General features: G+C 72.0%; 17 protein-coding genes and 1 pseudogene. 6 read left to right on the top strand and 12 right to left on the bottom strand.

The features are described from left to right. Positions 1 to 179 precede the first annotated feature (179 nt). The 5 genes and pseudogenes from ABD340_RS14795 to ABD340_RS14775 all read right to left on the bottom strand — a co-directional run. A pseudogene (locus ABD340_RS14795) lies at positions 180 to 569 on the bottom strand (NACHT N-terminal helical domain 7-containing protein); the annotation flags it as partial. Positions 570 to 674: 105 nt separating this feature from the next. Further along, positions 675 to 1,739 carry an NAD(P)H-dependent amine dehydrogenase family protein gene (locus ABD340_RS14790; RefSeq protein WP_344589505.1) on the bottom strand — a complete coding sequence of 355 codons (1,065 nt, stop codon included), beginning with the start codon at positions 1,737 to 1,739 and terminating at the stop codon, positions 675 to 677. A gap of 9 nt (positions 1,740 to 1,748) precedes the next feature. Continuing rightward, on the bottom strand, positions 1,749 to 2,528 hold the full coding sequence (locus tag ABD340_RS14785; protein ID WP_344589623.1) for an SDR family oxidoreductase: 780 nt from the start codon (positions 2,526 to 2,528) through the stop codon (positions 1,749 to 1,751). A 115-nt stretch (positions 2,529 to 2,643) separates the two neighbouring features. Beyond that, positions 2,644 to 2,919, bottom strand: a complete 276-nt coding sequence (locus tag ABD340_RS14780) for a hypothetical protein (RefSeq protein ID WP_344589504.1) — start codon at positions 2,917 to 2,919, stop codon at positions 2,644 to 2,646. Beyond that, complete coding sequence (locus tag ABD340_RS14775; RefSeq protein WP_344589503.1) at positions 2,916 to 4,073, bottom strand: serine/threonine-protein kinase; 1,158 nt, start codon at positions 4,071 to 4,073, stop codon at positions 2,916 to 2,918. Before ABD340_RS14775 ends, ABD340_RS14780 begins: the two co-directional genes overlap by 4 nt. A gap of 292 nt (positions 4,074 to 4,365) precedes the next feature. Between ABD340_RS14775 and ABD340_RS14770 the strand changes: the two genes are divergently transcribed. Further along, entirely contained in the window at positions 4,366 to 5,460 is a 1,095-nt protein-coding gene (locus ABD340_RS14770; protein WP_344589502.1) for a S1 family peptidase, read from the top strand. Between the two features lie 70 nt (positions 5,461 to 5,530). Here ABD340_RS14770 and ABD340_RS14765 read toward each other — a convergent pair whose 3' ends face one another. Beyond that, a complete protein-coding gene (locus ABD340_RS14765; RefSeq protein WP_344589501.1) occupies positions 5,531 to 6,271 on the bottom strand; it encodes a thioesterase II family protein in 741 nt (246 codons plus the stop codon). 100 nt (positions 6,272 to 6,371) lie between these two features. Between ABD340_RS14765 and ABD340_RS14760 the strand changes: the two genes are divergently transcribed. Continuing rightward, positions 6,372 to 6,605: a hypothetical protein gene (locus ABD340_RS14760; protein ID WP_344589500.1), complete on the top strand. Its 234-nt coding sequence runs from the start codon at positions 6,372 to 6,374 to the stop codon at positions 6,603 to 6,605. 25 nt (positions 6,606 to 6,630) lie between these two features. On the opposite strand, the gene ABD340_RS14755 is transcribed toward ABD340_RS14760, so the two are convergent. Continuing rightward, on the bottom strand, positions 6,631 to 7,050 hold the full coding sequence (locus ABD340_RS14755) for a Uma2 family endonuclease (RefSeq protein WP_344589622.1): 420 nt from the start codon (positions 7,048 to 7,050) through the stop codon (positions 6,631 to 6,633). Beyond that, positions 7,050 to 7,199: a hypothetical protein gene (locus tag ABD340_RS14750; protein WP_344589499.1), complete on the bottom strand. Its 150-nt coding sequence runs from the start codon at positions 7,197 to 7,199 to the stop codon at positions 7,050 to 7,052. The genes ABD340_RS14755 and ABD340_RS14750 overlap by 1 nt, the downstream gene beginning before the upstream one ends. A gap of 190 nt (positions 7,200 to 7,389) precedes the next feature. Here ABD340_RS14750 and ABD340_RS14745 point away from each other — a divergent pair, with 190 nt between their 5' ends. Both ABD340_RS14745 and ABD340_RS14740 read left to right on the top strand, forming a co-directional pair. Next, on the top strand, positions 7,390 to 8,496 hold the full coding sequence (locus tag ABD340_RS14745; RefSeq protein WP_344589498.1) for an acyl-CoA dehydrogenase family protein: 1,107 nt from the start codon (positions 7,390 to 7,392) through the stop codon (positions 8,494 to 8,496). A 23-nt stretch (positions 8,497 to 8,519) separates the two neighbouring features. After that, positions 8,520 to 9,524, top strand: coding sequence for an ADP-ribosylglycohydrolase family protein (locus ABD340_RS14740; protein ID WP_344589497.1), 1,005 nt, complete (start codon positions 8,520 to 8,522; stop codon positions 9,522 to 9,524). 3 nt (positions 9,525 to 9,527) lie between these two features. Here the strand turns inward: ABD340_RS14740 and ABD340_RS14735 are convergent, their stop codons facing one another. The 4 genes from ABD340_RS14735 to ABD340_RS14720 form a co-directional block, all read right to left on the bottom strand. Beyond that, entirely contained in the window at positions 9,528 to 9,965 is a 438-nt protein-coding gene (locus ABD340_RS14735; protein WP_344589496.1) for a TIGR03668 family PPOX class F420-dependent oxidoreductase, read from the bottom strand. Positions 9,966 to 10,020: 55 nt separating this feature from the next. After that, a complete protein-coding gene (locus ABD340_RS14730; RefSeq protein ID WP_344589495.1) occupies positions 10,021 to 10,677 on the bottom strand; it encodes a class II aldolase/adducin family protein in 657 nt (218 codons plus the stop codon). Between the two features lie 33 nt (positions 10,678 to 10,710). Beyond that, positions 10,711 to 12,249 carry an AMP-binding protein gene (locus ABD340_RS14725; protein WP_344589494.1) on the bottom strand — a complete coding sequence of 513 codons (1,539 nt, stop codon included), beginning with the start codon at positions 12,247 to 12,249 and terminating at the stop codon, positions 10,711 to 10,713. Positions 12,250 to 12,451: 202 nt separating this feature from the next. After that, the gene (locus ABD340_RS14720; protein ID WP_344589493.1) at positions 12,452 to 13,108 is read right to left on the bottom strand and encodes an ACT domain-containing protein; all 657 of its coding nucleotides are present in this window, start codon (positions 13,106 to 13,108) and stop codon (positions 12,452 to 12,454) included. 193 nt (positions 13,109 to 13,301) lie between these two features. Between ABD340_RS14720 and ABD340_RS14715 the strand changes: the two genes are divergently transcribed. Both ABD340_RS14715 and ABD340_RS14710 read left to right on the top strand, forming a co-directional pair. Beyond that, on the top strand, positions 13,302 to 14,048 hold the full coding sequence (locus ABD340_RS14715; RefSeq protein WP_344589492.1) for a nucleotide exchange factor GrpE: 747 nt from the start codon (positions 13,302 to 13,304) through the stop codon (positions 14,046 to 14,048). 137 nt (positions 14,049 to 14,185) lie between these two features. Next, a complete protein-coding gene (locus tag ABD340_RS14710; protein ID WP_344589491.1) occupies positions 14,186 to 15,769 on the top strand; it encodes an Hsp70 family protein in 1,584 nt (527 codons plus the stop codon). Positions 15,770 to 15,782 lie beyond the last annotated feature (13 nt).

The following is a 15,782-nucleotide window of genomic DNA, read 5'->3' as shown; positions in this document are numbered from 1 at the left end:
ATCGCAGCGTCCAGTTCGTCGCCGAACGCAACAGATCCAGAGCGTCCCTGACCTCGGCGTTTCTAGAGAGCGTCGTTGAAACGTTCGAGCCGAGCGGGTCGGCGCGCCACAGCCCGCCGCCAGGGGCATAACCATCCCAGTACCGGCGCGTCAGGCCCAGCAGCCACATAACGGCGACTTCAAGCCTCGCCCTCAAGACAGCCGCCCTTGCGGACCGCATCTCTGATCTTGGCCTTGAGCCTCTGCCGCTTCAGCTCTTCGTCGAGTACCTCGAAGTAGGCCGCGGCAACAATCGTCGTGTGGGCGGCCGCTAACAGCCGGTGCCGCTCGTAGCCGCCGGTCCCCCGCAAGCGGTCGGACGCGCCGTCCAGCAGCTTGCGGACCAGCGAGGTGGCCTCGTTCTTCTGGTCCACCCACCCCCACAGCGCGGCGACCCCCGCCAGCGGGGCCAGTGCGCTCGCGCCGCTGAGCGCCGCCACTCCGGCGGCCGCGCCGCTGCCGAGGATGATGCCGCCGAGCAACTTGTCGAGCTTTTCGAGCCGAGGCCGGTCATGATGACCGAGGATTTGAAGAGCCCTTGATAGGTAAGGGCGGGATCACGCCGCACGCCACCGTCTCCCCGTAGCCGATTCCCCCTAAAAGACTAGAGATGTTCGATTGGTAGCGAAGGCCGGTTACAGCAGGCCGCGGCCTGGGATCAGGGGGAGGTCTTTGGCGGTCAGCAGGCCCGGCGGGGCCTGCACCACCGCTGGGACGGCGTTGACCAGGCGCATCGCGGTGGCCTTCAGGCCGGCGGTGTTGTGGTCGCCGTCGCTGCCGAGGAGCTGGAGGTCGAGGGTGTAGTCGGGTTCGCCGCGCACCTCTACGCGGTAGCAGCCGGCGCCGGCGGGCTGGGGCCAGGTGGGCGCCAGGTCGTCGCGGAGGCGGGTGACGTGTTCCAGGACGATGACCGGCTTTCCGGCACGGAGGCCGCGGAGCTCGAAGCGGAGCGCGGCGGCGGTGCCCTTCTCGATGGTGCCGGAGGCGACCTCGAAGGTCTCCGGGGCGGGCAGGCGGCGGTGCCATTCGCCGATCTCGTCGAGTTCGACGGCGAGGGCGTCGGCGATCTGGCGGACGACGCTGCCCCAGGCCATGGTGAGGACGCCGGGCTGGAGGAGCATGGGGATCTCGTCCAGGGGGCGGCCGAAGCCCATGATGTCGAACAGCACGGTGCGCTGGTCGTAGGTGGCGTAGTTCAGGATCTCGGCGCAGCGGACCTCGTCGATGCGTTCGCTGATGCCGGTGAGGGCGAGGGGCAGGACGTCGTTGGCGAAGCCGGGGTCGATCCCGTTGACGAAGAGGGACGCGCCGCCTTCCGCGGCGGCCTCGCGGACGGGGCCGGACATCTCCGGGGGTACGACTCCGTCCGGGAACTGGAGGAAGACCGGGCTGCTGGAGACGACGTTGGCGCCGGTGCGGAGGATGCGGCACAGGTCGTCGACGGCCTCCATGACGCGGACGTCGGCCATGGCCGTGTAGACGACGCAGTCGGGGCGCAGGGCGAGGAGCGCGTCCGCGTCGCCGGTGGCGGTCACGTTCAGGGGGCGGTCGAGGCCCGCCAGGTCGCCGGCGTCCCGGCCGGCCTTGGCGGGGTTGGAGACCCAGACGCCGGCGAGTTCGAGGTCGGGGTGGGCGTCGATGCCGATCAGGGCGTTGCGGCCCACGTTGCCCGTGCTCCACTGGACGACGCGATAGGTCACCGAGGTCTCCTACAGGTCGGGCAGGCCGAGGTCGAGGTTGGGGGTGTCGATGCCGCCGTCGACCTGGAGGATCGTGCCGGTGACGTAGGCGGCGGCCGGGGCGGCGAGGAAGAGCGCGGCGGCTGCTATGTCGTCGGGGTCGCCGATGCGGCCGAGGGGCGTGTTGGACTCCATCTCGGTGCGCATCCGGTCGTCGGCCATCACGATGTCGAGCGCGGAGGTGGCGACCGAGCCGACCGCGATGGCGTTGACCCGGATCTTCGGGGCGAGGTCGAGGGCGGCCAGGCGGGTGTAGTGGGCGAGGGCGGCCTTGGCGCTGCCGTAGGCGAGGTAGCCGCGGCCGGCGACGCGTCCCATGACCGAGGAGATGTTGACGACCGAGCCGCCGTGCTCCAGCAGGTGCGGGACGGCGGCGCGGGTCAGCGCGTGCGCGGTGCTCACATTGAACTGGAACGCGTTCTCGAGGTGTCGCGGTTCGGTGTCGGTGAACGCGCGCGGCAGGGCGCCGCCCATGTTGTTGACGACGATGTCGAGCCGGCCGAAGGCGGCCGCGGCGCGGTCGGCGAGCGCCGCGCAGGCGGCGGGGTCGCTGAGGTCGGCGGGGACGGCCAGTGCCCGCCGCCCGGCCGCCTCGATCTCCGCGGCGACCTTGCGTAGCTGGTCCTCGGTGCGGGACGAGACGAGGACGTCGGCGCCCGCCTGGGCGAGCGCGACGGCGCAGGCGGCACCGATGCCGCGGCCCGCCCCGGTCACGATCGCGGTCCTGCCGGGCAGCCGGAAGCGTTCCATGATCACCGGCGCTCACCTCCGGCCGCCAGCGTAACCAGAACTAGAACGTGTTTCAATAATGCCTAGGACAGGAAGTCGAAGGGCTGCCCGGCGCCCGCCTCGCGCGCGGCGCGTCTCACTTCTCCGGCGGCCGGAGCGTCACCACGAAAGCGAACGCGACGATGGCGTTGGCGTACACCATGGCGACCATCGCCGCGCCCCGCCCCTCGTCGGCGACCATCAGCAGTGCGATCAGCGGGAGCGCCAGCACCGAGGGTATGAGCGCGCCCGCGAGGATCGGGTGGCGGGCCAGGACGCGGCCCGTGCGGGGGCGGTCGGCGGCCGCCACGTAGCCGGTCACGCCCACCACGGCCACGATCAGCACGACGATGCCGGACCCCAGGAAGCTCATCGGCCGTCACCCGCCCGGTGCCGGCGGCGCAGCAGCACGATCCCGGTGACGCCGAGCGCCAGGAACAGGATCTCGGCGGCGATCTGGGCTTCCGGGACGTCCAGCCATACCCCCATCATGAGCGCGGTCAGGACGGCGACCACGACCTGCGCGACGGTCGCGGCGAGGAACAGTCCCGCCGACATCGGCTCGGGGGCGGCGTCCCGTCTGGCCCGCGGGGTCCCGGGGTTCCGGCGGGCGCCGGGCGGCATGGGCGCGGTGGAGGCGTTCCCGAACCGCGCGGCGGCGGGCGGCAGCGGTATCTCCGGGCGGGTGGCCGCCGCCCGCGCGGGCGGGCGCGGGGCCGGGGCGCCGCCGTGCAGCTCGGTGAGGGCCTCCGCCATCGTCGGGCGGCGGCCGGGCGCCTTGTCGAGGCACGCGGCCAGCAGGTCGCGCCGGTGCGCCGGCAGCGCCGACAGGTCGGGCTCGACATTGAGGATCCGGTGCAGGACGGCCGGGATGCCGTCGGTGCCGAACACCGGCCCGCCCGTCGCGGCGAAGGTGAGCGTGACCGCCCAGGAGAACACGTCCGAGGCCGCGCCGACCTCGTCCCCCGCCACCTGCTCGGGCGACATGTACGCGGGCGTGCCGAGGATTCCGCTGGTCACCGTGGTGGTCGCGGCCAGCGCCCGGGCGACGCCGAAGTCGATCACCCGGGGGCCGTCGGGGGCCAGCAGCACGTTGGTCGGCTTGAAGTCGCGGTGCACGATCCCGGCGCGGTGGATGCCGTTGAGCGCGGCCGCGGTGCCGATGGCCAGCCGTTCCACGCTGCCCGGATCGCGCGGCCCGGTACGGCGGACCAGGTCGTGCAGCGACTCGCCCTCGATGAACTCGCTGACGATGTAGGGCCGGTCGCCCTCGACGTCGGCGTCGAGAATGCGGGCGGTGCAGTACGGATCGACCTCGCGGGCCAGCGAGCTCTCCCGCAGGAACAGCCGCCGGGCCTTGGCGTCGTCGGACAGCCGGGCGTGCAGGACCTTGACCGCGACCTTCCGTCCGGAGTCGTCCGCGCCGAGGTAGACCGCACCCTGCCCGCCCTCGCCCAGCAGCTCCAGGAGCCGGTACGGGCCCAGTTCCCGAGGGTCGTCGGCGCGCAGGGCCGTGGTCGTCGCCATCCGGCGATGATAGGTGATCATGCGGGGCGGCGCGGGCACTGTCCGTCAAACCGGACACTTCCGGGGACGGTCGCCGCGGACGCCCCTATCGGATCCCGGTGTACGGCGGGTTGACAGGCGGCGGACATCGCACTTTCCCGCGCGGTCAGGCGATCTCTCCCACCCATTTTGCCAACGGATGCCGCAATCTTAGGCACATTTACGGCTTTCGCCGATAAATACGAATCTTCGATCATGTGCGGTGACCTCCGGCGCGTCAACAGGGGCGCGCCCAACCCCCACTGGAGGCTCAGTGAGACACCGTCATGCCCGCATCCGCGGCACCGCGGTCATCGGCGCGGCCTCGGGACTGGTGGCGACCGCGCTGGTCGCAGTCCCGTCCGCGCAGGCCGTGGCCGGCTCCCCGGCCGGGTCAGCGGTACCGCCAACCCCCTCCCCGCAGGCGAGCACCGCCAAGCTCGCCCGCTCCCTCGCGGGGACGCTCGGCGCGCGCAGCGCCGGAGCGTACATCGACAAGGCCACCGGCAAGCTGGTGGTCACCGTGACCGACGCCGGCGCCGCGCAGACCGTGCGCGCCGCCGGCGCACAGCCGCGGACGGTCCAGCGCAGCGACGCGGACCTCAAGAAGGTCATGGCCGCGCTCAAGCGCGACGCGACCGTGCCCGGCACGGCCTGGGCCGTGGACCCCGCCGCCAACCAGGTGGTGCTGTCCATGGACTCGTCCGTCACCGGGAGCAGGCTGCAGAAGGTGCAGGCCGCGGCGCAGGAACACGGCGCCGCGGTCCGCACCAAGAAGGTCGCGGGCACGTTCCGCACCTTCACCGCCGGCGGCGAGGCCATCTACGCCGGGGGCGGGCGCTGCTCGCTCGGGTTCAACGTCAAGAAGGGCGGCGAGTCGTTCTTCCTGACCGCGGGCCACTGCACCGAGATCGGCGGGGCCTGGTTCTCCGACCAGGCCAACACCCAGAAGCTGGGCGACACCGACGGCAGCAGCTTCCCCGGAAACGACTACGGCATCGTCAAGTACACCGGCACGCCGGCCGACTCGCGGGGCACGGTGTCGCTGTACGGCGGCACGCAGGACATCACCGGCGCGGGCGAGGCGACGGTCGGCCAGAACGTCACCCGCAGCGGCAGCACCACCCAGGTCCACGAGGGCGAGGTGACGGCGCTCGACCAGACGGTGAACTACGCCGAGGGCACCGTCAGCGGCCTGATCGAGACCACGGTGTGCGCCGAGCCGGGCGACAGCGGCGGCTCGCTGTTCGCCGGGTCGACCGCGCTGGGGCTGACCTCGGGCGGCAGCGGCAACTGCACCGCCGGAGGGACGACGTTCTTCCAGCCGGTGGGCGAGGCCCTCAGCGCCTACGGGGTCGAGATCTACTGATCCCCGGGTGAGAGAAGAGTGATCTCCGTCGGCCCCTGACAGACCGACCAGCCGTGCCAGCGCTTCGGAGTCAGGGGCCGACGGGCACCTCCAGTGTCCGCAGCACCTCGGCGATCACCTCCGACTGCCGCGGCACCAGGTAGAAGTGGTCACCGGGCAGGACCTCCACCTTGAACGGCTCCGCGCCGGTCACCGCGCGCCACCCGGCCACGTGGTCGGGGTCGACGCGCGAGTCTGCGTCGCCCAGCAGCGCGGTCACCGGCACGTCCAGGCGCGGCTCGGGCCGGTGGACGTAATTCTCGATGAGCGCGAAGTCGTTGCGCACGTACGGCAGCACCAGCTCGCGCAGTTCCTCGTCCTGGAGCACCTTGGCGTCGGTGCCGCCCAGTTCCCCCAGCGCCGCGACCACGCCGTCGTCGTCGCGTTCGGAGATCCGCTCGTCGCCGCGGTCGTGCGGCGGGCGGGCGCCGGAGACGAACAGGTGCACCGGCGGCGTGCCGCGCTCCTGCAGCAGCCGGGCGACCTCGTACGCCAGCACCGCGCCCATGCTGTGCCCGAACAGCGCGGCGGGACGGTCCGTCAGCGGCGCCACCGCCGCCGCGATCAGCCGCGCCAGCTGGTGCGCGTCGGCGACCAGCGGATCGGACATCCGGTCGGCGCGGCCCGGGTACTGCACGGTGTGCACCTCGACGGCCGGTCCGGTCTCCCGTGCCCAGGTGCGGTAGAAGACCGCGGACCCGCCCGCGTGCGGCAGGCAGATCAGCCGCAGCGACGCCCACGGGCGCGGCTCCACGCAGCGCAACCAGGTCACGGAATCAGCCCCTCCTGCTCGGTCCGCCGATCGAGCGTACACGTCTCGTCCCAGCTCAAACGGCACGGCTGATCTCCGCCGAAACGGGCATGTCGCCTATATGGAAGAGAAACGCGGTGACGTGCAGGAACTCAGCGACTTCGAGCTGCAGGTCTACGAGACGGTCGCGGAGATCGACAAGGACGGCGACGCCGCCGACATCGGCACGCTGACCCGCCTGATCGAGCGGCCGGAAGAGGAGATCTGGGCGGCCCTGAGCCACCTGGTCTCCGCCAACCACCTGCACTCCACACCCGCGGGCTTCGTCCTGGGCCCGCACGACTGGGCGCCCTAGCGGTGGTGATCGTCAAGCGAACCCGTCAAGCGAATTCGGAGGTGTCCAGTTCGAACGCGAACGGCTCCGGCAGCTCCAGGGCCTTGCCGAACGGCACCCACACGGCCTGGTGGTAGTCGTCCCCCTCGGGATCGCTGAACAGGGTCACCTGCTTCTCGTCCCGATCCACCAGCAGGAAGTAGGGGACGCGGGCACGCGCGTAGCAGTGCCGCTTGGCCTGCCGGTCCAGCTCGGGCCTGGAGGAGGTCACCTCGACCACCAGCAGCACCCCGTCGGCGGGCATCCACGGCTCGGCCCCCCGATAGAGGTCCAGTTCCCTGGGAGCGAAGGTCGCATCGGGAATCACCCGCGCCTTCGGGCACTTGCCGCCACTGGGAGTGATCAAGCCCTTGTGCCCGGAGAAGGAGAACCGGATGTCGGCCTTGGTGAAGACCTGTTCGGCGATCAGCGAGATCGCGTCCTCATGGTCGCCGCCGGGGGTGGGGTCACGACGATCTCTCCATCGATCAGCTCGGCTCGGAAGCCCTCGGGGGTGCGGAGGTCGAGGAAGCCTTCGAGGAGGATCTCTTCCTGCGTCTTCGGTTCAAGAGCCATCGCGGACATGCTCTGCTCCCTTCCTCGTCGCTGACGAGGATAGCAACAGAGTGCCACCTTTCGAATACTGATCGTGATCGTCGCACATGGCGAATCTGGCCAGTTCCAGCCTAGGGGAGTGGGCGCGGCCCGCGCGGGAGCCGTGCGGCGAGCACTATCTAGCAAGCATCTGCTTGGCTAGGCTGGGGGCATGGAGCTCGGGGTGACGGAGGAGCAGGAGGAGCTGCGGGCCGCGCTGCGGCGGTTCTTCACAGACAGGTCGCCCTCGGCCGAGGTACGGCGGCTGATGGCGACCCCCGAGGGATACGACCCGGCGGTGTGGGCTCAGATGGCCGGGCAGCTCGGCCTCCAGGCGCTGGCGATCCCCGAGGAGTACGGGGGCGCGGGCTTCGGCATGCGCGAGACGGCGATCGTGATGGAGGAGATGGGCCGCGCGCTGGTATGCGCGCCCTTCCTGTCCAGCGCCGTGCTGGCCCCGGCCGCGCTGCTGGCCTGCGGTGCCGAGGAGGTCAAGCGCGAGGCGCTGCCCGGCATCGCGGACGGCTCCACGCCGGCGACGCTCGCCTGGATGGACGGCGACGACTGGGCACCGGAGTCGATCTCCATGGCGGCCCGCCGCGTCGGCGAAGGGTGGGTCCTGGACGGGACCAAGTCCTACGTCCTCGACGGCCATGTCGCGGACCTGGTGCTCGTCGCGGCCCGGGTCGGGGGCGAGACCGCGCTGTTCGCCGTGGACGGAGCCGCGCCCGGCCTCACCAGGACGCCCCTGACCACGCTCGACCAGACCCGGCGGCTGGCCCGGCTCGGATTCGACGGGACGCCCGCCCGCCTGCTCGAACGGGACGCGGGGCCCGTCCTGGAGCGGGCGCTGGACCTGGCCGCGGTCGCCCTGGCCGCCGAGCAGCTCGGCGGCGCGCAGCGGACGCTGGAGATGACCGTCGAGTACGCCAAGGTGCGGCACCAGTTCGGCCGTCCGATCGGCGGCTTCCAGGCGGTCAAGCACCGGTGCGCGGACATGTTCGTGCTGGTCGAGTCGGCGCGTTCGACGGTGCTCCAAGCGGCCGCGGTCGCCGACCTGCGACCGGCCGAGCTGCCCGCCGCCGCCGCGCTCGCCAAGGCGTACTGCTCGGACGCCTTCTTCCACGTCGCCGCCGAGACCATCCAGCTCCACGGCGGCATCGGGTTCACCTGGGAGCATGACGCGCACCTGTACTTCAAGCGCGCCAAGTCGTCCCAGGAGCTCTTCGGCCCGCCCGCCCGGCACCGCGAACGGCTGGCCGGGCTGGTCGGAATCTGATCGACCTGCCCGACAATGGTCGAATGCGGACTTCACTTGCGAGCGGAAGCATGTTCGGGCTGGCCTACGGCGACGCGCTGGGCGCCCCCACCGAGTTCCTCGACATGCGCCGGATCCGGAAGCGCTACGGCGACGCCGGCCCCCGCGAGCTGACCGGCACCCCGGCGCTGGTCACCGACGACACCCAGATGGGCATCGCGGTCGCGCTCGGGCTGCTGGACGCCCTGGAGAACCCCCCGTTCACCCCCGACCTGATCACGCCGATGTGGCGGCGCCGGTTCGTCGACTGGCTGATCAGCCCCGACAACACCCGCGCCCCCGGAGGCACCTGCATCAGGGCGTGCCGGGGCCTCCAGGACGGGCGGCACTGGCTCGACGCCACCCAGCACAACTCCAAGGGATGCGGCGCCAACATGCGCGTCACGCCCGTCGGCCTGGTCCCCGGCTTCACCGACGAGACCCGCGCGGGCGCGGCACAGCTCCAGGCCGCCATGACGCACGGCCACCCCACCGGGCTGGCGGCGAGCGAACTGACCGCGTTCACCGTGTGGTGGCTGCGCCAGGGCATGGCCCCCGCCGACCTGCCCGCCGCGCTGCGCGACCACGCCAACACCCAGCGCGTCACCTACCACGAGCGGTGGCTGTCCGATCTGTGGACGCGTTGGGGCGCCAAAACCCCCGAGGACTTCATCTCCTACGGCTGGGACGAATGCCTGGGCGTCCTCGACCGCCTGGACGCGGCCATGGCCCGTCCCGACCGGAGCGCCGACCCGTGCGAGGCCACCGGCGGCGGCTGGGTCGCGGAGGAGGCGTTCGGGACCGGGCTGCTGTGCTTCCTGCTGTTCCCCGACGACCCCGTCTCGGCGATCTCGCGCGGCGCCGCCAGCTCCGGCGACTCCGACTCGATCGCATGCCTGGCGGGCGCCTTCGCGGGCGCGCACCTGGGCATGGCCGCCTGGCCCGCCGAGTGGGCGAACCGGATCGAGTACGCCGGCACCCTCGCCCGGATCGGCCGTGCCTGGGACTGATCCCTACGGCGCCGGCCCGGACGCCGACGCCGACCAGCCGGTCCATCGATCGATCGTGATCGCGATGACCGGCCCTTCGGGCGGGCGCCGCCGGTACTGCTCGTAACGGCCGGCCAGCAGGGCGATCGGCTCGGCCATCCGCGCGGGATCGTCCAGGACGGCGGCATGGCCGTCGACCCGGACCCACCACAGCCGCTCCCAGTCGTCCTCGTAATGGTCGGCCAGCACCGACACTCGGGGGTTGGCGCGGACGTTGGCCAGCCGTTTGAGGTCCCGGGTGCGCTTCGGCTTGTGGTCCACGGCGGTGTACACCGTGCCCCTGCTCACCGCGAACGTGACCACGACCAGATGCGGGCGGCCGTGCTCGTCGGCGGTCGCGAGCCGCACCACCGGGACCGTCGTCAGCCTGCGCAACGCTTCGTCGGGAGTCAGCCGTGGCACCTCAGCAGCCTGTCACGCCCGCGCCCGTCAGGCGAGGGCCCGCGCCATCCGGCCGCTACCCGCGCGGGTGGTCGGGCGGCGTCAGCCCGCGCTCGACGACCTGCCGCAACTCCTCGTCGGTGAGAACGCGCGGCTCACCGATCATGCGGGCGCGCACGTAAACGCCGCACAGCCACTCCAGGAGCCGGGCGTTCTCGTACGCCTCCTCCAGATCACCGCCGAGGGTGACGCCACCGTGGTTGGCCATCAGCGCCGCGTGCATGGCACCCCACTCGCCGCCCTCCAGTGCCGCGCGCACGTTGGCGGCCAGCTCCGGCGTCCCGTACGTCGCGTACTCGGCCACCTTCACCACACCGCCGAGCGCCAGCGTGTTGTAGTGGATCGGCGGCAACTCCGACATCGTCGTCGCCACCACGGCCCCGTAGGTCGAATGGGTGTGGACGATCGCCGCGGCACCCGACACCTCGTAGATCGCCAGATGCATCGGCGTCTCCGACGAGGGCGCCCGCTCCCCCTCGACCACCTTCCCGTCCAGGTCGAGAACCGGGCAGTCCGCCGGCTCCATCCGATCCAGCATCATGCCGCCGGGCGTGACCGCGACCAGGTCACCGGCCCGCGCGCTGATGTTCCCGCTGGCCCCGGTCACCAGGCCGCTCTCGGCCATCCGCCGCCCGATCCCGCACAGGGCGGCCCGCTCGTCCGCTAGCAACATGAACGGATCAAATCACAGGCGCGGGGCGCGGAATCAGTCCGCGGCCAGGTAGGGCTCCCTCAGCAGGCGCTTGTAGAGCTTGCCGGTGGGGGTTCTCGGCATTTCGGTGACGTAGTCGACGGTGCGCGGGGCCTTGTACCCGGCCAGGGACGCCCGGACGTGGGCGATGAGCTCCTCGGTCAGCCCGCTGGACGGGGTGAAGCCGTCGGACAGTTCCACGGCGGCCTTGACCTGCTCGCCGAACTCCTCGTCGGGGATCCCGAAGACGGCCACGTCGCGGACGGCGGGATGGGTGATGAGGACGCCCTCGATCTCGGCCGGGTAGATGTTGACCCCGCCGCTGATGATCATGTCGATGGCGCGGTCGGAGAGGAAAAGGTAGCCCTCCTCGTCCATGCGGCCGATGTCGCCGGTGGTGAACAGGCCGTCGGGGCGGTGCACCGAGCGGGTCTTCTCCTCGTCGCCCCAGTACTCGACGTCGTCGCCGCTGGTGTAGCGGAACCAGATCTGGCCGTTCTCGCCGGGCGCGGCGGGCTCGCCGTCGCCGGTGAGGACGTGCACCTCGGTGATCGGCAGCGGGCGGCCCACGCTGCCGGGCCGCTCCAGCCATTCGGACGCGGTGATCACGGTGTTGACGGAGGCCTCGGTGGAGCCGTAGTACTCGTGCACGATCGGACCGAACCAGTCGATCATCTGGCGTTTGACGGCGGGCGGGCAGGGCGCGGCGCCGTGCCAGACGACGGCCAGGCTGCCGCCGTCGAAGGCGCCGCGGGCGGCCTCGTCCAGCCGGAGCATCCGCACGAACTGGGTGGGGACGAGGTGGATGTTGGTGATCGCGTGCTCGTCGATGAGCCGGAGCGTCTCGGCGGCGTCGAAGGCCCGGCGCATCACCACCGAGCGGCCGCGGAGCAGGAAGACGTAGGACCACAGCCACTGCGCGGAGTGGTAGACGGGGCCGACCAGGAGCGACCGGCCGGCCTCGGGGATCCGGAGGATCCCGGCGAGCAGGTCGCCGATCAGGATCGCGGTCTCGATGGGCGCGCCGGCGCGCACCAGCTTGCGGCTGACGCCCTTGGGCCTGCCGGTGGTCCCGGAGGTGTAGTTCATCGGGTAGCCCAGGACCTGGTCGGCGGGCTCCCCGTCGGGGCCGGCGGCCAGGAACCTCTCGTACGGGGTGAAGCCTTCGACGTCGCCGCCGATCGCGACGCGGGCCAGCAGGTCGAGCCCGTCGGCGGCCTCGCGGGCGACGCCGCCGAAGGGCTCCTCGGAGAACAGCGCCCGGGCGCCCGCGTCCTGGAGGATGTAGCGCAGCTCGTCGGCCGTCCAGTGCCAGTTGACCAGGACGTAGCGCAGGCCGATGTGCCCGGCGGCGCACATCAGCTCGAAGTGCTCGCAGCGGTTGCCGCAATGGATCGCGATCGCGTCGCCGCTGCCCAGCCCCAGGTCGCGCAGGGCGCCGGCGAGGCGGTCGGTGCGCTCGTTCAGCTCCCGCCAGGTGCGGCTTCCCCGTTCGTCGGTCAGGGCCGGTTCGTCCGGGCGTGCCTGCGCGTACGGGCGGAGCAGCTCGGCCATCGTGACCTCCTGGCGTGCGGAAGTATTAGAACGGGACTCTAAAACTCCCAGGCAGGAAAGGCCAGATGTCGCGGAAAGTCATCCTAGGAGCTCATGAAGGCCCATAGAAGAGCGGAATGGCCCCCGGCGCGACCGCGCCGCCACACCGAGGGCCATGTCCGATAACGTAGACGCTCGCGACGTCTAGCCGGTTTCACCCTCGTTACGAGCTACGTACCAGATCTTCCGTCCTGGGCCCCCCGCCCCGGACGCCCAGCACCGCCTCGGCCGCGCCGACCAGCTGGGCCAGCCGGAAGACCTCGGAGCGGTGGAACGGCGGCGCGCCCGTGCGGGCCACCACCAGCACCGGCCCGGCGCCCCAGGGCGTCGCGATCGGGCAGATCGCGTACTGGGTGCCGTCCGGCGCGGTGAACCCGCGCGCCCGCACCGGCTCCAGATCCGGAAGCTCCACCCCGGCCAGCCCGCCCAGGCTCGCGTGCACCAGCGCCGCCCCCTCGGCCAGCCCCGCCCAGTCGGCGCTCAGCAGCGCGGGAACGGCGTCCGCCAGCGTCACCGCGCCCCGTTCCGGATCGGCGGCGAGCTGGCCGATCAGGGCGGCGTCCGGAAACGCCCCCTGCGGCTCGGCCGTGGGCCAGATCCCGACGATCTCCACCCCGGGGACGGACGCCAGCCCGTCGCAGAGCCGGTCGATCCCCGCACCGGACGGCCAGACGACGGTGAAGTCGTCCAACGCCCGGCCGTTGTCGCGCTCCAGGACCGCCATCTGGGCCACATCCGCCCCAGCCGCGCCCAGAATCCGTGCGACCTTGCCCAGCGAGCCGGGCCTGTCCGGCAATCTGATACGAATCCGCAGCAACATGGGCACCTCCTGTCATTCGACGGTGCCTCCCACGGTGCGGTACCGCCGTTTCCTTCGTGTTACCCCGGCATGTCGGCGTTAAGAAGCCGGACCCCACCGGAACCGGGCCGGACCAAAAGGCGCCGTAATTGTGACGGGACGGCGAGGTCGCGGGACTATCCTCGCCAGGTGCGGGCCGTTAAGGTAACTGCACGTGTCGAGCTCCCTGGATCACCGAGTCAGTGAGGGGTCCGGCCCCGCCGAACCGGCCTCGCGGCCCGCATCGGACGAGGCCGCATCGGACGAGGACGGCAGCATCGCGTCCCGAACCGTCGCCGAGGCCGCCGCCAAGCCCGCCGAAGCCGAACCCGCGGACCCCGACCCCGCGGAGCCCGAGCCCGCGGAGGCCCCGCACGAGAAGATCATCGAGGCCCTGGCCGCGCTGACCGACCAGCTGAGACGGGAGCAGGACCGCGCCGCCCACCGCGAGACGATCATCGACCGGCTGCACGAGGAGAACCAGGGCCTGCGCTACGGCGAGCTGCAGTCGGCGTTCGAGCCCGTCCGGGCCGCCCTCTACCGCCTGCACGACCTGACCCGGCGCGAGGCCGCCCGCTGGGCCGCGCCCGACCCGCCGGGCCCCGCGCAGGCCGCCGCGCTGCTCGCGGCGGTGGCCGACGAGGTCGCCGACGCCCTCGGCCGTACCGGCGTGGAGCGTTTCACCGTCGAGCCGGGCGCGCCCTACGATCCGGCCCGGCACCGCCCCGTGGCGGCCGAGCAGGTCGCCGACCCGGCCGCTGCCGGCACCGTGGTCGCGGTCCGCTCCGACGGGTTCGAACGCGACGGGCGGGTCGTGCGCAAGGCCGAGGTCACCGTCGGCCAGGCGACCGGCACGGCCGAACCGTTCCCCCCGTCCGGGTCAAGTGGCCTGCGCGAGAACGGACGAGGCGAGACCATGTGACCCGGGCCGTACGCCTGAGACCCCGCTGAGCCCATGAGCCGGCGATCGGGAGACGACTCCCCGCCGCCACCGATATCAGGAAGGGAGCGAGCGCGAGCAACCGCCACGGCCGAGCGCCGGGGCGCCGCGCGACTCTGATGGCCGTCTACGGGATCGACCTGGGAACCACGTACTCGTGCATCGCCTCCATCGACGAAGTGGGACGGCCCGCGGTCCTGCGCAACCTGGAGGGCACCGACACCACGCCGTCGGTGGTGTACTTCGAGAGCGGCGACAACGTCGTCGTCGGCGCCACCGCCAAGGACACCGCCGTGCTCGTGCCCGACCAGGTGGTGAGCCTGATCAAGCGGGACATGGGCCGGGACGTGACGCGCAACATCGGCGGGTTCGACTACACGCCCGAGGAGCTGTCGGCGTTCATCCTGCTGAAGCTGGCGACCGACGCGCGCACCACCGACGGCGAGGAGGCCCGCGACGTGGTGGTGACGGTGCCGGCCTACTTCGGCGCGGCCGAGCGCGACGCCACCCGCAAGGCGGGCCGGATCGCCGGGCTGAACGTCATCGACATCGTCTCCGAGCCGATCGCCGCCGCGATCACCTACGGCGTGCTGAACCCCGAGGGCGACCGCACGATCCTGGTGTACGACCTGGGCGGCGGCACGTTCGACACCACCGTGATCACGCTGCGCCGCGGGCACATCGAGGTGGTGTGCACCGACGGCGACCACGAGCTGGGCGGCGCCGACTGGGACGCCCGCCTGGTGGAGCACCTGGCCGAGCGGTTCCGCACCGAGCACCCCGACGCGAGCGACCCGCTCGACGACAAGCAGACCGAGCAGCAGCTGCGCCGGGACGCCGAGGACGCCAAGAAGGCCCTCACCACCCGTACCGCGCACACGGTCCGGGTGATGCACGACGGCCGGGTCGCGGCGGTCGAGGTGACCCGGGAGAAGCTGGAGGAGCTGACCCGGGACCTGCTGGACCGCACCATCGAGATCACCGGCCGGACGCTGACCACGGCCGCCGACAAGGGCGTGCAGGACTACGACGACCTGGTCCTGGTGGGCGGCTCCACGAAGATGCCGGTCGTGGCGGCGCGGCTGGAGACCGAGCTGGGCCTGCGGCCCCGGCTGCAGGACCCCGACCTGGCCGTCGCCAAGGGCGCGGCGCTGTACGCGTTCGAGGAGACCTACCGGCGGCTGCTGGCGTCCGGCGACGAGGACCGGGCCGAGCAGATGGCCGGGCGCGCCGGGTTGACGGCCGACCAGCAGAAGCAGATCGCGGCCCGGCAGATCCGGACGGTCGCCTCGCACGCGTTCGGGATCGTGGTGGTCGACCGCGAGTCGGGCGCCGAGCACGTCGCGCACCTGGTGCACGCCAACGACGAGCTGCCCGCGGCCTGCACCGAGGACTTCTTCACCGTCTACGACGACCAGACCTCGGCCGACATCCGGGTGATGGAGCAGGCGGGCAGCGTGGAGTCGACCGAGCTGATCGACAACACCGAGATCGCCACCGGCGACATCCGCGTCCCGGCGGGCAAGAAGGCCGGCTGGCCGATCGAGGTGACCTTCGCGCTCGACTCGTCCGGGCTGCTCAACGTCACCGCCATGGAGAAGGAGACCGGGGAGCGGCTGGAGCTGAAGGTCGACGTCGGCGGCATGTCGGAGGAGGAGGTCGAGCAGTCCCGCCGCGCCCTGTCCAGGGTCCAGGTCAGCTGACCGGCGGCCGACG

The organism is Actinomadura vinacea (genome assembly GCF_039532545.1).
Taxonomy (GTDB): Bacteria; Actinomycetota; Actinomycetes; order Streptosporangiales; family Streptosporangiaceae; genus Spirillospora; species Spirillospora vinacea.
Note: the sequence above shows the minus strand (reverse complement) of the source record. Positions and strands in the feature narration are given on the sequence as shown.

Excerpts from the sequence above, each read along its gene's own strand:
- ABD340_RS14785 (WP_344589623.1), bottom strand. The coding sequence starts at position 2,528 with ATGGAACGCTTCCGGCTGCCCGGCAGGACCGCGATCGTGACCGGGGCG.
- ABD340_RS14780 (WP_344589504.1), bottom strand. The coding sequence starts at position 2,919 with ATGAGCTTCCTGGGGTCCGGCATCGTCGTGCTGATCGTGGCCGTGGTG.
- ABD340_RS14775 (WP_344589503.1), bottom strand. The coding sequence starts at position 4,073 with ATGGCGACGACCACGGCCCTGCGCGCCGACGACCCTCGGGAACTGGGC.
- ABD340_RS14760 (WP_344589500.1), top strand. The coding sequence starts at position 6,372 with ATGGAAGAGAAACGCGGTGACGTGCAGGAACTCAGCGACTTCGAGCTG.
- ABD340_RS14750 (WP_344589499.1), bottom strand. The coding sequence starts at position 7,199 with ATGGCTCTTGAACCGAAGACGCAGGAAGAGATCCTCCTCGAAGGCTTC.
- ABD340_RS14745 (WP_344589498.1), top strand. The coding sequence starts at position 7,390 with ATGGAGCTCGGGGTGACGGAGGAGCAGGAGGAGCTGCGGGCCGCGCTG.
- ABD340_RS14740 (WP_344589497.1), top strand. The coding sequence starts at position 8,520 with ATGCGGACTTCACTTGCGAGCGGAAGCATGTTCGGGCTGGCCTACGGC.
- ABD340_RS14730 (WP_344589495.1), bottom strand. The coding sequence starts at position 10,677 with ATGTTGCTAGCGGACGAGCGGGCCGCCCTGTGCGGGATCGGGCGGCGG.
- ABD340_RS14725 (WP_344589494.1), bottom strand. The coding sequence starts at position 12,249 with ATGGCCGAGCTGCTCCGCCCGTACGCGCAGGCACGCCCGGACGAACCG.
- ABD340_RS14720 (WP_344589493.1), bottom strand. The coding sequence starts at position 13,108 with ATGTTGCTGCGGATTCGTATCAGATTGCCGGACAGGCCCGGCTCGCTG.
- ABD340_RS14710 (WP_344589491.1), top strand. The coding sequence starts at position 14,186 with ATGGCCGTCTACGGGATCGACCTGGGAACCACGTACTCGTGCATCGCC.